At 63.8% G+C, this 13,891-nt stretch carries 18 protein-coding genes; 10 read left to right on the top strand and 8 right to left on the bottom strand.

Annotated features, from left to right (window positions below; all coding sequences use genetic code 11):
* A complete protein-coding gene (locus tag GR316_RS04800) occupies nt 1–348 on the bottom strand; it encodes a helix-turn-helix domain-containing protein (protein WP_211784895.1) in 348 nt (115 codons plus the stop codon).
* A 332-nt stretch (nt 349–680) separates the two neighbouring features.
* On the opposite strand from GR316_RS04800, the gene GR316_RS04795 reads away from it, so the two are divergent.
* On the top strand, nt 681–1,457 hold the full coding sequence (locus GR316_RS04795) for a Bax inhibitor-1/YccA family protein (protein WP_211784894.1): 777 nt from the start codon (nt 681–683) through the stop codon (nt 1,455–1,457).
* A 126-nt stretch (nt 1,458–1,583) separates the two neighbouring features.
* On the opposite strand, the gene rpmG is transcribed toward GR316_RS04795, so the two are convergent.
* Complete coding sequence (gene rpmG, locus GR316_RS04790) at nt 1,584–1,751, bottom strand: 50S ribosomal protein L33 (protein WP_018301779.1); 168 nt, start codon at nt 1,749–1,751, stop codon at nt 1,584–1,586.
* Between the two features lie 173 nt (nt 1,752–1,924).
* Here rpmG and GR316_RS04785 point away from each other — a divergent pair, with 173 nt between their 5' ends.
* Together GR316_RS04785 and dps are read left to right on the top strand one after the other, a co-directional pair.
* The gene (locus tag GR316_RS04785) at nt 1,925–2,689 is read left to right on the top strand and encodes a MauE/DoxX family redox-associated membrane protein (RefSeq protein ID WP_211784893.1); all 765 of its coding nucleotides are present in this window, start codon (nt 1,925–1,927) and stop codon (nt 2,687–2,689) included.
* Between the two features lie 70 nt (nt 2,690–2,759).
* The gene (gene dps / locus GR316_RS04780) at nt 2,760–3,242 is read left to right on the top strand and encodes a DNA starvation/stationary phase protection protein Dps (RefSeq protein WP_211784892.1); all 483 of its coding nucleotides are present in this window, start codon (nt 2,760–2,762) and stop codon (nt 3,240–3,242) included.
* 40 nt (nt 3,243–3,282) lie between these two features.
* On the opposite strand, the gene GR316_RS04775 is transcribed toward dps, so the two are convergent.
* Nucleotides 3,283–3,474 carry a hypothetical protein gene (locus GR316_RS04775; RefSeq protein ID WP_211784891.1) on the bottom strand — a complete coding sequence of 64 codons (192 nt, stop codon included), beginning with the start codon at nt 3,472–3,474 and terminating at the stop codon, nt 3,283–3,285.
* A gap of 138 nt (nt 3,475–3,612) precedes the next feature.
* Here GR316_RS04775 and GR316_RS04770 point away from each other — a divergent pair, with 138 nt between their 5' ends.
* From GR316_RS04770 to GR316_RS04745, 6 genes are read left to right on the top strand one after another with little or no spacing between them, the layout of a single operon-like run.
* Complete coding sequence (locus GR316_RS04770; protein ID WP_211784890.1) at nt 3,613–3,759, top strand: hypothetical protein; 147 nt, start codon at nt 3,613–3,615, stop codon at nt 3,757–3,759.
* A gap of 4 nt (nt 3,760–3,763) precedes the next feature.
* Nucleotides 3,764–3,931, top strand: coding sequence for a hypothetical protein (locus tag GR316_RS04765; RefSeq protein WP_211784889.1), 168 nt, complete (start codon nt 3,764–3,766; stop codon nt 3,929–3,931).
* 60 nt (nt 3,932–3,991) lie between these two features.
* Nucleotides 3,992–4,165 (top strand): hypothetical protein, encoded by a 174-nt coding sequence (locus GR316_RS04760; RefSeq protein ID WP_211784888.1) that lies wholly within the window; start codon nt 3,992–3,994, stop codon nt 4,163–4,165.
* Nucleotides 4,155–4,691: a hypothetical protein gene (locus tag GR316_RS04755; protein ID WP_211784887.1), complete on the top strand. Its 537-nt coding sequence runs from the start codon at nt 4,155–4,157 to the stop codon at nt 4,689–4,691. The genes GR316_RS04760 and GR316_RS04755 overlap by 11 nt, the downstream gene beginning before the upstream one ends.
* The gene (locus tag GR316_RS04750) at nt 4,678–5,085 is read left to right on the top strand and encodes a phage holin family protein (RefSeq protein WP_211784886.1); all 408 of its coding nucleotides are present in this window, start codon (nt 4,678–4,680) and stop codon (nt 5,083–5,085) included. Before GR316_RS04755 ends, GR316_RS04750 begins: the two co-directional genes overlap by 14 nt.
* A complete protein-coding gene (locus GR316_RS04745; protein ID WP_211784885.1) occupies nt 5,082–5,822 on the top strand; it encodes a hypothetical protein in 741 nt (246 codons plus the stop codon). Before GR316_RS04750 ends, GR316_RS04745 begins: the two co-directional genes overlap by 4 nt.
* A 33-nt stretch (nt 5,823–5,855) precedes the next feature.
* On the opposite strand, the gene GR316_RS04740 is transcribed toward GR316_RS04745, so the two are convergent.
* The 4 genes from GR316_RS04740 to GR316_RS04725 all read right to left on the bottom strand — a co-directional run bounded on the left by GR316_RS04740 (nt 5,856) and on the right by GR316_RS04725 (nt 11,134).
* Complete coding sequence (locus GR316_RS04740) at nt 5,856–7,463, bottom strand: ABC transporter ATP-binding protein (protein ID WP_211784884.1); 1,608 nt, start codon at nt 7,461–7,463, stop codon at nt 5,856–5,858.
* 1 nt (nt 7,464) lies between these two features.
* Nucleotides 7,465–8,577 carry an ABC transporter permease gene (locus tag GR316_RS04735; protein ID WP_211784883.1) on the bottom strand — a complete coding sequence of 371 codons (1,113 nt, stop codon included), beginning with the start codon at nt 8,575–8,577 and terminating at the stop codon, nt 7,465–7,467.
* Nucleotides 8,570–9,493 carry an ABC transporter permease gene (locus tag GR316_RS04730; RefSeq protein ID WP_211784882.1) on the bottom strand — a complete coding sequence of 308 codons (924 nt, stop codon included), beginning with the start codon at nt 9,491–9,493 and terminating at the stop codon, nt 8,570–8,572. Before GR316_RS04730 ends, GR316_RS04735 begins: the two co-directional genes overlap by 8 nt.
* 63 nt (nt 9,494–9,556) lie before the next feature.
* Complete coding sequence (locus GR316_RS04725) at nt 9,557–11,134, bottom strand: peptide ABC transporter substrate-binding protein (RefSeq protein ID WP_249218818.1); 1,578 nt, start codon at nt 11,132–11,134, stop codon at nt 9,557–9,559.
* 192 nt (nt 11,135–11,326) lie between these two features.
* Here GR316_RS04725 and GR316_RS04720 point away from each other — a divergent pair, with 192 nt between their 5' ends.
* A complete protein-coding gene (locus tag GR316_RS04720) occupies nt 11,327–13,192 on the top strand; it encodes a calcium-binding protein (RefSeq protein WP_211784880.1) in 1,866 nt (621 codons plus the stop codon).
* 122 nt (nt 13,193–13,314) lie between these two features.
* Here the strand turns inward: GR316_RS04720 and ssb are convergent, their stop codons facing one another.
* Complete coding sequence (gene ssb / locus GR316_RS04715; protein ID WP_211784879.1) at nt 13,315–13,833, bottom strand: single-stranded DNA-binding protein; 519 nt, start codon at nt 13,831–13,833, stop codon at nt 13,315–13,317.
* Nucleotides 13,834–13,891 lie beyond the last annotated feature (58 nt).

The following is a 13,891-nucleotide window of genomic DNA, read 5'->3' as shown; positions in this document are numbered from 1 at the left end:
TCAGGCTGCGCCGAGGACGCGCGCCAGATCGAACAGCTTGCGCCGTTGCTCTTCGGGGATGGAATAGTAGATGCGCACGAGATCGAGCGCTTCTTTGTTGTGGGTCGGATCCTGGACCATCTCCCCCGCACCTTCCAGACCTTCGAAGAAGAAGCCGATGCCGACGCCCATCGCCGCAGCGATGTCCCACAGACGCGAGGCGCTGACGCGGTTCGCGCCCGTCTCGTATTTCTGGATCTGCTGGAACTTGATGCCAACGGATTCGGCCAGCTGCTGCTGGGTCATCCCGGTCATCCAACGACGGTGCCGTATGCGTTTGCCTACATGGGCGTCCACTTGATGTGTCATCTTATGTCTCTGAGGTCTCGGTTAAAATGCCGCTTGCATGTCGGCTTTTGGAATGGTTCTTGCAAATATCAGATCGATGGATGGGTAATACATCCCATGCGGGTGTCAACTTTTTTCGATACACTCTTGCGTGTTTCCTCAAGCTGTGCGTCAACCACGTTCCGCTGCGTCAAAACGTCACGAATACGCCCATATTGTTGATATATCGCAAAGATCAGCGATGGTTGCGACGCGCCGTCTTTGTTGAATTGGGCGGACGGGATGGCAATATAAGATGCAATGGCGGGGGCCCCTTCTGAGCGCGGCCCCCCGACGAGTCCACGGAGGAACACATGGCTCAATACCAGTCGGTCGATCATGCGCGCGCGGGTGCCCGCGCAGCCGAGATCGATCAGGGCCTTCGCGCCCACATGAACAAGGTCTACGGCGTCATGTCGGTGGGCATGCTGCTGACGGGCGCGGCCGCATGGGCCGTCGCGGGGCTGGCGGTCACGACCGATCCGTCGCAGGCGGTGGCCCAGATGGGCGATCAGTACCTGACCGGTTTTGGTAACGCGATCTACGCCTCGCCCCTGAAATGGGTGATCATGTTCGCGCCGCTGCTGATGGTCTTCGCCTTCGGCGCGCTGATCAACAAGCTCTCGGCCGCCGGCGCGCAGGTCTTCTTCTACGCCTATGCGGCGCTGATGGGGCTGTCGCTGTCGTCGATCTTCCTCGTCTTCACGGGGGCATCGATCGCGCAGACCTTCCTCGTCACGGCGGTCGCCTTCGCGGCGCTGTCGCTCTATGGCTACACTACGAAGCGCAACCTGTCGGGCCTCGGCACCTTCCTGATGATGGGCGTGATCGGCCTCGTCGTCGCGATGATCGTCAACATCTTCCTGCAATCGCCGGCGCTGATGTTCGCCATCTCGGCGATCGGTGTGCTGATCTTTGCCGGTCTGACCGCGTATGACACGCAGAACATCAAGACGACCTACATCCAGCACGCCCAGATGGGCGATGCCGAATGGCTGGGCAAGGCCGCCATCATGGGCGCGCTGCAGCTCTACCTCGACTTCATCAACCTGTTCATGTTCCTGCTGCAGTTCATGGGCAACCGCGACTGAGGCCGCAGGGCTTTCACGCACATGGCCGGCCCTTCGGGGCCGGTTTTTTCATGCCCGGACCGCAGCCACGAAAAAACCCCGAAGCCGAAGGCTCCGGGGTTTCCTGCATCGTGACGGAAGGCGATCTTACTTGATCTTGCCTTCTTTGTATTCCACATGCTCCCGCTTCACGGGATCGTATTTGCGGACAGTCATCTTCTCGGTCATGGTGCGGGCATTCTTCTTGGTCACATAGAAGTGCCCGGTGCCCGCCGTCGAGTTCAGACGGATCTTGATCGTCGTCGGCTTCGCCATTGTCGTCTCCACAACATCGGAGGACAAAGGCCCCCGGTTCAAACTGAATTGCCGCCTTTTACCTGTGGACCACCCGATGTCAACCGCAAAGCATATGCCCCTGCCGTGAAAAGTTTGACTGGAAGGCTGGGGCAGGCTGCTTACATCCTTCTTGCAGGAAAGGAAGGACTGAAATGACCGCAATTCCCCGCTCCACCACCGAAGTCAGGCGCAAGGCCGTCCTGTACCGCATGGTGATGCCCGGACATGTGTGCCCCTTCGGCCTGAAATCGAAGGCGTTGCTGGAACGGCACGGCTACGAGGTGGAGGATCATCATCTGACCACCCGCGAGGAGACGGACGCCTTCAAGGCCGAATGGAAGGTCAAGACGACGCCGCAGACCTTCGTGGACGGCGAACGCATCGGCGGTCATTCGGAACTGCGCGCATGGTTCGGCTCCCCTCTGCCGGCCAAGGACGAGACGACCTATCAACCCATCGTCGCCCTGTTCGGGATGGCCGCCCTGATGGCGCTGGCCGCCCGCTGGGTGGTGGGGGATGTCAGCTTCGGCAGCTGGCTGCATTGGACCATCGCCTTCGCGATGTGCCTTCTGGGCCTGCAGAAGCTTCAGGATGTCGAACGGTTCACCACCAGCTTCCTCAACTACGACCTCTTGGCCCGCCGCTGGGTCGGCTATGCCTATATCTACCCCTTCGCCGAGGCAGGGGCGGGGCTTTTGATGATCACCGGCGTGCTGCTCTGGGCGTCGATCCCGGTCGCGCTGTTCATCGGGACAGTCGGGGCCATCTCGGTCTTTCAGGCGGTGTATATCGAAAAGCGGGAATTGCGCTGCGCCTGCATGGGCGGGGGCAGCAACGTGCCGCTTGGCTTCGTGTCGTTGACCGAGAACCTGATGATGATGTTCATGGCACTGTGGATGCTGTCGGCGGTGATGTAGGCACCGATATGGAACCACGGATGCGACCGGCGGGTTGAACCCACGACCTTTGAAACGCAAGGAGTGACTTATGCGCGAACGTTTTGCGAGTGGCCTGTCCGATGACAGCGCGAAGGTGTCGATCGAGACGCTGAACAAGAACCTGAGCCTCGTGATCGACCTCTCCCTGACCGTGAAGCAGGCGCATTGGACGATGCGCGGCAATGGCTTCATCGGCGTGCACGAACTCTTGGACGATGCGGTGGCGAACCTGCGCGACATTCTGGACAAGATCGCCGAGCGTACGGTGGTGCTGGGCGGAACGCCCGTCGGCATCTCGCAGGTCGTGGCCGAGGAAACGGCGCTGCCGCGCTATCCGACCGATACCGTGTCCGTGAAGGATCACGTCCGCGAGTTGACCGAGCGGTACAAGCTGGTGGCGGCATCGCTGCGCGAAGCGATCGACACCACGGACGATGGCGGCGATCAGGACACCTCGGACCTCTTCACCGAGGCGAGCCGGATCGTCGACAAGGACGCTTGGTTCATCGGATCGAACGCCGACGGCAACTAAGACGCGAAAGGCCCCTGACGATCGTCAGGGGCCTTTTCACTCATTCCGGGTCGATGGGCGTTGCATCATCGGCCTGCGATGCGGTCCCGTCCTGCTCCGCATCCTCCATCTGGTTCATGTGGGAAATGTTCATCCCCACGAACAGAGTGACCACAGTCAGCACGATGATGGCCGCGATCACATAGATCGCCTTGGGCGAACGCGACGGCCCCAGCTTGCGCTTGTCGTCCATTTCCCTCTCCTTTTTCGGGTGGCGCCGGCCGGACCGGCGACTGAAGGCCCAACACGCCCCTTGCGTGCAAGTTCCCGACCCTTGGCGCGGAACAGGGCGGCCTCGGTGGCGGTTCACCCCCAGAGAGGAGGGCGCCCCATGACGCCGGATGACAGGACCGCCAAGCCCGTGGACGTGATCGGCAACCCGATCACCCCCCTGACGCCCGAGATCGAGCAGGCCCGCAAGGACGCACCCGTTCCGAGCCGCCCCGAGGGCGCCCCCGATACGAAAACCAAGGAGTAGGACCATGGCCAACCAGCCCCGCAATGCCCACGAGAAACGCGACGAGGCCCCGCGCCGCCCGAATGCGCAGGCCCAGCACGAAGGTTCGGCCCACAAGGCCGAAGAATTCGACGTGATGAATCCCGCCCGCACCGAGGGCAAGGACAATGAGGACGTTCAGGAGCAGAACTGATCCCATCCATGGGAACTGCCTGCCTTCTCCGTCCGTTAGAGACAGGCAAAGGAGGCCCGGATGGGCAAGATGATCGACCAGAGGCAGCAGCGGCACGATCCGGCGAACAAGCAGACCACGTTCCCCGACGACCCCGCTCCCGCCGACCCGCAGAACCCGGTCACCCCGCCCGGCGCCACGCCGGCAGAGAGGACCAACCGTAACTCGCCAAGGGAATCATATCATGATGAATGAAGAGATCGAGAATGCCAAGGCGCGTGCCCGCTTTGAATATGACGAGGCCAATGCCCGCGTTCGGGATGGGGCGGACCGCCTGCGCAATGAAACAGCGCCGGGCCTGATGAGCGCCGTCACCGACGAGCTGGAGCGCCGCAAGGCCGGCCTCGGGGCCGAACTGCGCAGCCTCGCCCGCGCTCTGCGCGACGCCTCGGGCAGCAATTCCGACCACGGCCTCGGGGCCGCGCCCTCGGGCCTGATCGACCAAGGGGCCTCGCTGGCCGAGGATCTGAGCGGCACGATCGAGAACAGTACGGTCAACGACATGGGCCGCGCCGTAGCCGATTATGCCCGCTCCAACCCGGCCGTGTTCATCGGCGGGTGCCTTCTGGCCGGTCTCGCGGCAGGCCGCCTGCTGACGGCCAAGACGCCCGAGGAAGAGGATGCGACCCTCGTGACCGAGCCGGTCGGCATGCCCGAACCCGCACCGACCCCGGCACCGACCCCCGCACCCACCTATGGGGGGCCGAATGTCGGACTTTAATAAGATCCCGCCCAGCGATCCGCGCAGCTTTTCCGACCTGATGGCCGATCTGGTTCGCGATCTTGCCGATCTCGTCCGCAGCGAGACACGTCTCGTGAAGGCCGAGATCAGCCAAGCCGCGAGCAAGATGGCCCATGGCGCCGAAATGCTGCTGGCCGGTGCGATCATCCTGCTGCTGGCCGCCATCGTGCTGCTGCAGGCCCTCGTCGCCGCGCTTGCGACATGGATCGGGCCGGCATGGGCCGCCACGCTGGTCGGCGTCGTGCTGTTCGTGATCGGCGGGCTGCTGATGGTCGGCGGCCGCAAGACACTCTCCACTGCCACGCTCATCCCTGATCGCAGCATTGCGCAGGCACAGCGGGACGGCAAACTCGTGAAGGAGCAAATGAAATGACCCAATCCCCGGAAACCATCGAAGTCGAAGTCGAGACCAATCGCTCGAACGTCGAAGGCACGCTGAATGCACTGCGCGAAAAAGCCTCGCTGCATGGGATTCTGAACGATGCCACCCGCTATGTCGGGCTGGAGGATCCGCGCGGTTCGCTCGAAGCGGCAGGCCGTCAGGTGCGCAGCAACCCCGTGGCCTTCGGCCTGATCGGCCTTGGCCTCGTGGCGCTGGCCGGCGGTGTCGCAACGCGCCGCGCTGCCCCGAACTACGTCCCGACGATGCCCTCGAAGCCGTCCTTCTCCAAATCCTACGGTTCCTCGGCCAGCTCCGAGCGTCTGGACGGGTATCGCCGTCAGGCCTCCGAGCGTCTGGACGGCGCGCGTCGTCAGGCCTCCGATCTGTCGGACAAGGCGCTGGCACAGGCGGAGTCGCATCCGGTTCTGTTCGGCGCGGTCGCGCTGGCCGCTGGGGCGCTCCTTGGTGCCGCACTGCCGCGCACCCGCTCCGAAGACCGCGTGCTCGGCCCGCATCACGATCGCCTCTATGATCAAGCGGTCGAGACGGCGGAGGATCTGAAGGATCGCGCCACGGCTGCGGCGCAGGCCGGCCTCGATGCCGCCAAGTCCAAGGCCTACGAGGAAGACCTGATCCCCGAAGAGCCGCTGGTGGACAAGGTCCAGAGCGTCGCCGAATCCGCAGCGACCGCGGCGCAGGAACGTTTCAAGGATCCGGACCGGATCTGATACAAAAAAGCCCCCGTTTCCGGGGGCTTTTTCTTACGACGCCGACCGGAAACGTTCGGTCGACAGGGCCGCGGCCATCAGGCGTTTCGTGTACTCCTGCCGGGGTGCGTCGAACACCTGTTCGGTCAGGCCCTGTTCCACGATCTCCCCCGACTTCATGACGATGATCTGATCCGCGAGGGCGCGGACCACGGACAGATCGTGGCTGATGAAGAAGTAGGACAGGCGGTGCTTCTGCTGAAGATCGCGCAGCAGTTCCACGATCTGCTTCTGCACCGACCGGTCGAGCGCCGAGGTCGGTTCGTCCAGCACGATCACCCGAGGGCGCAGGATCATCGTACGCGCGATGGCGATCCGCTGACGCTGCCCGCCCGAAAACTCGTGCGGATAACGGTTGCGCATTCCGGCATCGAGGCCGACTTCCTCTAGCGCCTCGCCGGCGCGGCGGTTGCGTTCGGCGCGCGACATCGTCGGCTCGTGGATCAGCAGCCCCTCGGTGATGATCTGCCCCACCGTCATCCGCGGCGAGAGAGAGCCGAAGGGATCTTGGAACACCAGTTGCAACTGGTGGCGGTAGGGGCGCATCTCGTCGATGCCGCGCGGAAGCTCTTTGCCGAGCCATGCCACGCGCCCCTCGCTTTCGGTTAGGCGCAGCAGGGCGCGGCCCAGCGTGGACTTGCCCGAACCCGATTCCCCCACGACGCCGATCGTCTGACCTTCGTGCAGCGTCACCGAGATGCCCTTCACCGCATGCAGGTGATCGGCCTTCTTGAGGAAACCGCCGCCCAGCGTGAAGGTGACGCGGACATCGTCGCCGCGCAGGAGTTCGGCCGCATCCGGGGCGGGGGGCTCCTTGCGGCCCTCCGGCTCGGCATCGAGGAGCATCCGCGTGTAGGGATGCTTCGGCGCGGTGAACACCTCCTCCGAGGGGCCATCCTCCACCACCTCGCCGCGGCGCATCACGGCCACATGGTCGGCGAACCGCCGCACGATGCCCAGATCGTGGGTGATGAAGACGATCGCCATGCCGAGACGTTTCTGCAGATCGGCCAGAAGCTCGAGGATCTGCGCCTGAATCGTCACATCGAGGGCGGTCGTCGGCTCGTCCGCGATCAGGATGTCGGGGTCGTTGGCCAGCGCCATCGCGATCATCACGCGCTGACGCTGCCCGCCCGACATCTCATGCGGGTAGCTGTCGATGCGGCGCTCGGGGTCGGGAATGCCGACGAGGCGCAGCAGTTCGAGGATCCGCGGACGCGCCTTGCTGCGGGACAGACCCGCATGATGGCGCAGCGGCTCGGCCAGTTGGTCCCCGATCCGATAGAGCGGATCGAGCGAGGTCATCGGCTCTTGGAAGATCATGGTGATCTTCTTGCCGCGGATCTTGTTCAACTCCCGCTCCGACAGGTTCAGAACCTCCCGGTCGCGGTAGCGGACGGATCCGGTGGCGGTGCCGTTGGCGGCCAGAAGGCCCATCAGCGCCATGGTGGTCTGGCTTTTGCCCGAACCGCTTTCGCCGACGATGGCCAGCGTCTCACCGGCGCGCAGGTCCCAGTTGACGCCTTTGACGGCCTCCACCGGGCCGTCATTGGTCTGGAAGGTCACGCGCAGGTCGCGGACGGACAGGATCGTGTCGGTCATCTCAACGCTCCTTCGGGTCAAGGCTGTCGCGCAGGCCGTCGCCCAGGAAGTTCAGCGCGAACAGGATCACGGTCAGCACCGCAGCCGGGCCGAGAAGCTGCCACGACGCGCCGCGCATGTTCTGCGCCCCTTCGGAGATCAGAAGGCCCAGCGAGGTCATCGGGTCCTGCACCCCGAGGCCGAGGAAGGACAGAAGGCTCTCGGCGAGGATCGCCTTCGGCACCAGCAGCGTCACGAAGACGATCACCGGTCCGAGGGCGTTCGGGATGATGTGCCGCTTCAGGATGCCCGAGCGGGTGGCGCCCAGAGCCTCGGCAGCCTGAACGAATTCGCGGCGTTTGAGGCTGAGGGTTTGGCCACGCACGATGCGCGCCATGTCCAGCCATTCCGTCGCCCCGATGGCGATGAAGATGATCACCAGCGAGCGCCCGAAGAACACCAGAAGCAGGATCACGAAGAAGATGAAGGGCAGCGAATAGAGGATGTCCACGATCCGCATCATCACGTTGTCCACCCGGCCACCGAGATAGCCGGAGATCGCCCCATAGGCCACGCCCAGCACCAGCGCCATCGCCGAGGCAAGGACGCCGATCGCGAGCGAGATGCGCACGCCGATCAGGATACGGCTGAGCATGTCGCGGCCAAGGTTGTCGGTGCCGAGGAAGAAGTAGTTCCGCTCCACCCCGAGGGTCAGCGTGCCCGAGAGCTTGTCATCGGCCAGCGTCAGTTCGGGTGCAAAGAACGCGTCCGAACGCTGGAAATAGCGCACGATCCGGTCGTCGATCGGCGTGTCGCCGTTCAACGTGATGGTGACGGCATCGCCCTCCACCTCGATCCCGGCGGGTTCGACACGGGCGCGGCGCAGAAGGCTCTCGACCGCCGGTTCGATGTCGTCGGCGCGGGGATAGGCCTCGAGGCTGGGCGGCACGCGCACATATTGCTGATAGATCGCCCCATAGGGGTGGGGCGAGATCATCGGCCCGAAAATCCCCGCCAGCGCGAGGATGATCAGCACGAAGAGGCTGGCCAGTGCCGCGCGGTTCTTCTTCAGCCGGATCCACGCATCCTGCCAGAGCGAGCGGCTGGGTGCCGCGATCGTCGTTGCATCAGTCATAACGTACCCTCGGGTCAAGCCAAGCGTAGGTGAGGTCCACCAAGAGGTTGAAGATCACCACGAAGACGGCGATCACCACCACCGTGCCCATCACCAGCGTGTAGTCGCGGCCAAGCGCGCCCTGCACGAAGTAGCGGCCGACGCCGGGGAGGCCGAAGATCGTCTCCACCACGACCGAACCGGTCAGCAGCGCCGCAGCCGTCGGCCCGAGGTAGGACACGGTCGGCAGCATCGCCGCGCGCAGCGCATGCACGCCCACGACGACCCGCGCCGGCAGGCCATAGGCGCGGGCGGTGCGCACATGGTTGGCGCGCAGCGCCTCCACCGTCGCGCCGCGCACGAGGCGGGCGATCACGGCCACCTGCGGCAGCGCCAGCGTGATGATCGGCAGCACCCAGTAGGCGGGGTTGGCATTGCTCCACCCGCCCGCCGGAAGCACCCCGAGGATGACGCCGAAGAACAGGCTCAGCAGCGGGGCGATGACGAAGTTCGGCGTCGTGATGCCGAGCGTTGCAATCGCCACGATCAGGTTGTCCAGCCACGAGTTCTGCCGCAGGGCCGCGATGGCGCCCAGAAGGGTGCCGAGGATCGCCGCCGCCGTCAGGGCAAGCCCGCCCAGCAGGATCGACACGGGCAGACCCTGCGCGAACAGATCGTTCACCGAGAAATCGCGGCGCGTGAAGCTGGGACCGAGATCCCCATGCAGCAGATTGCCGAGATAATTCAGATATTGCTGCCACAGCGGCGCGTCCAGATTATACGCGCGCTGAAGATTGGCGAGGATCAGCGGATCGAGCGGGCGTTCAAGGTCGAACGGTCCGCCCGGCGCGATACGGATCGCAAAGAAGGTCAGCGTGATGATGATGAAGATCGTGGGGATCGCGCTGGCCATTCGTCGCAAGGTGTACCCAAGCATCGAATACCTATCAAGTTGAAGGGCGGGTCTTGCGACCCGCCCGTTTGCATGTCCGGGGGTGGATCAGTTCAAGGACATCCAGCGTGTCGCGTGGGCATCCATGAGGTTGGTTTCGTAGCCTTGAACCTCGGTCGCGACCAGCGCGCGGGAGGAGTAGGACAGGATCGGGATGATCGCCTGATCGTCCAGAAGCAGACGTTCGGCATCGGCCAGAACCTCGGCGCGCTCGCCCAGATCCATCGTCTCGGCGGCCTTGTCCAGAAGCGCGTCGTAATCGGCATTGTCCCAACGCGAATAGTTGAAGGACACGCCGCTTTCGTACAGCATCAGGAAGTTCTGCGGATCGTTGTAATCCCCGATCCAACCGGCACGGGCCAGATCGAACGGGCCGTCTTCGCGCAGATAGTTGAAGTAGGTCGTGCCTTCGACTTCGTTCAGGCGCGCGTTGATGCCGATATTGCCCAGCATGTCGGCGATGGCGGCCATCGTGTTCTTGTGGTTCTCGCCGGTGTTGTAGCGCAGATCCACCGTCAGGGTGCCCGGTTCGACGCCGGCTTCTTCCAGCAGGGCCTTGGCTTCGTCTTCGCGGTCGAACAGATCCTCGTCCGCGTAATCCACCTTCACGCCGCCATCGACATAGTTGGCGATGCCCGGCGGCACGAGGGTGTAGGCCGGAAGCATCGTGCCCGCCCAGACGGAATCGGCGATGAAGTCACGGTCGATCGCCATGGAGATCGCCTTGCGCACGCGCGCATCCTTCAGCGGGCTGCCGTCTTCGCCCTTCACCGGCAGATAGTAGGTGCCGAGATAGGGGGCGACGCGCAGTTCGTCGGAGAGGTTGGCCTTCACATAGTCCATCTGCTCGGCCGGAACGTCGGAGCAGATCTGGACTTCGTTGGCTTCGAAGCGGCGCATGCAGGCGGAACGATCCTCGAACGGAATCCAGTTCACCTTGTCGATCTTCACGTCGTCGGCGTCGTAGTAGTTCGGGTTCTTCACCATCACCAGCTGCGAGTTCGGCGTGAACGATTGCAGCATATAGGCGCCGTTGCTGACGAGGTTGCCCGGACGGGTGAACTGATCGCCGAACTCCTCGACCGATTTCTGATGCAGCGGCAGGGCCGACTGGTGGGTCAGAAGCTCGATGAAGAAGGGGGTGGGGGCGTTGAGCGTGATTTCCAACGTCTTGTCGTCGATCGCGCGCACGCCCAGCTGATCGAGCGGCATCTGCCCGCCCGCGACGGCTTCGGCGTTCTTGATCGGGAAGAGGATGGAGGCATAGCCGGCCGCCGTCATCGGATCCATGATGCGGTGGAAGGCGAAATCGAAATCATGCGCGGTGACCGGATCGCCGTTCGACCATTTGGAGTCGCGCAGATGGAAGGTGTAGACGGTGCCGTCTTCCGACAGGTCCCACGATTCGGCGACGCCGGGAATGGCCTCGCCCTCGGCGTCCTCAATCACCAGCCCGTCATAGAGATCCGCGAGGATGCGGCCTTCGGCCACCGTCTGCGTACGGTGCGGATCGAGCGTGGCCGGATCGGTGTCGTTGCCGCGGTTGATCACCACTTCGGCCATCGCAGCGCCGGTGCCAAGCAGAAGCGCAAGCGCACTGGCCGAAAGCAGTTTGCCGTTTATCATTGTCATCTCCCTGTTGGATGAACATCGCAAATCCGCCGTTTTTTACGTCAAGTCAACCTTTCTAAGAATGCGCCGTAACGTCATCTGATGGGTCAGGACTGCTGCAGTAATCATTCGCCCCATGTTAATGCGAATTTCACTTGTTCGTGAAAGGATATGAGGCAGATCCACTTCCCTTGTCCGAGTTGTCTGATGCCTCTGTCGTCGCTGCCCTCACTCACGTCGTTCTCGCTTACTCCGGTGCTCGATGTCACCAAGGGGGATGCTCTTTTAACCCTGTCTGCGGATGCCGTGGATGATTACGGCATAACCGATATCAGCATCTGGCTCGATAAATCCGTCGTTCAGACGAGCTTCCTCGATTCCTTCGGAATCGCGGTTCCGTTCTGGCTCGGCAACTCGGCGACATGGGTGGACGGGCATCTGAACAGCTCGGTCTGGGTGAAACCCGAAACCAAATCAGGCAGCGCGGAGATTATGCGCATCGAGTTGACCGATATGGAGGGCAACAAGGTCACTTACGATCAGGACGATCTGCGGGCGGCGGGGTTCACTTCCTCGGTCACGATCGTCGGCGGCTCGGACATTCCTCCTCCCGTGACCCATGCCGAGCTTTCCATTCCCGACGCGATCACCCTGCGCGAAGGGCAGAGCCTGAATGTCGGCTTGCTCCTCAAGAACATGGCGAGCGGATATACGACCTACAGCTATGATATCTCGACGGCGGGCGGCGCTGCGTCTTTCGCCGATATCGGCAGCCTGTCGGGGCAGGGCTCCTATATCGGTTGGGGTGGAAGGACGGAGCGCATCCCCATGACCATCACCGCCCTGCGGGATACCGTGGCGGAGGGGCCGGAGACGGCCTTCCTCGTCGTGAATGTCAGCGGCACCGAGTTCAGCGATGGTGGCAGCATGAAGGTCGTGGAGATCACGATCCTCGATGACAACCTGACCGACGGGACGAACGGGCGCGACACCCTCCGCGGCACCTCTGCCGCCGAGGTGCTGACCGGCGGGCGAGGGGATGACAGCTATTACGTCACCAAGGGCGACCAAGTGGTCGAGGATGCGAATGGCGGCCGCGATCACGTCTTCTCCGCGCTCGATTGGACGCTGGGCGACAACCTCGAGACGTTGACCCTGACCGGGCAGGGCGCGGCCACGGGGCGCGGAAACGCGGCGGACAATGTGATCACCGGCAACGGCGCCGCGAATGTGTTGGAGGGGCTTGGCGGGAACGACACCCTGAAGGGCGGTGCGGGGGCCGATACCCTGCGCGGTGGCAATGGGAATGACGTGCTGAACGGGGATGGCGGAAACGATGTCCTGTTCGGCGGGTCGGGGGATGACGGGCTTTATGGCGGCGACGGCAATGACCGGATCAGTGGGGATGGTGGGGCGGACCGGCTGTCGGGCCAGAATGGCAACGACACGCTGAGCGGCGGTGACGGTAACGACATCCTGAAGGGCGACAACGGCGCCGATCAGCTTTCGGGCGGTGCGGGGGCCGACATGCTCTATGGCGGCGCGGGTGCCGATGTCCTGTCGGGGGACAACGGAGCCGACACCCTGACCGGGGGCGCGGGCCATGACCGGCTTCTGGGCGGCGCGGGGAACGATGTGCTGAACGCCGATGCCGGCAATGACACGCTTTATGGCGGCGCGGGCAATGACGTGCTTTCGGGGGGCGCGGGGCGCGATGTCCTCTATGGCGGCGCCGGGGTGGATGAGCTTCATGGCGGCGTGGATCAGGCGCGCGATACCTTCATCTTCCTGAAGCGTTCGGATTTCGGCTCTCTCAGCCATACGGATGAGATCCACGATTTCGTATCCGGCATCGACCGGATCGATGTCAGCGCGATCGACGCGAACATCCGCGCCGCCGGGCATCAGAGCTTCGTCTTCAGCGACAGCGGACCGGCGGCAAACGCCCTCTGGACGACGCAGCAGGGCAGCGATCTGCTTTTGCAGGGCGATGTGAATAAGGACGGCGCGGCCGATTTCGCGCTGCTTCTGCGCGATGTACAGTATCTGGCGTCGACTGACGTGATGCTGTGATGGCGGCTCGGCGTTTACGCAGCGCCCAAACCGCCCGCTGTCTCGCAAAGACCGGCACGACCAAGGGCGTGCCGGTCTGAGCCTGCGGCATGGGGCGATCACCTCGCCCCCTGCCGATAGTCTTAGAACGGGATTTCGTCGTCGAAATCGTTGCTGCGACCGCCGCCGCCGCCCTGCGGGCGCGCGCCGCCGCGCGATGCACCGCCGCCGCTGCTGCCGCCTTCGTAATCGTAACCGCCGCCACGATCCTCGTAGCCGCCACCGCCGCCCGCAGATGCGCCGCCGCCGTCACGCCCATCCAGAAGCGTCAGCTCGCCGCGGAACGGGCGCAGCACGACTTCCGTCGAATACCGGTCCTGACCGGACTGATCCTGCCATTTCCGCGTTTCGAGCGCGCCCTCGATATACACCTTGGACCCTTTGCGCAGATACTGCTCGGCGATCTTGCCCAGCGGTTCGGAGAAGATGGCGACCGAATGCCACTCCGTACGCTCCTTGCGCTCCCCCGAGGTGCGGTCGCGCCACGTTTCCGAGGTGGCGATCCGCAGGTTCACCACGCGGCCACCGTTCTGGAAGCTGCGCACCTCTGGGTCGCGGCCCAGATTGCCGACGATGATGACCTTGTTGACCGAACCCGCCATGAATGCCTCCGCGTAATGCTTCACACCGACTTACACGCCCGGCACGGGGGACGCAATG

The organism is Falsirhodobacter algicola (assembly GCF_018279165.1).
In the GTDB taxonomy this organism is placed as follows: Bacteria; Pseudomonadota; Alphaproteobacteria; order Rhodobacterales; family Rhodobacteraceae; genus Falsirhodobacter; species Falsirhodobacter algicola.
This window is presented reverse-complemented; position numbering and strand designations above follow the sequence as displayed.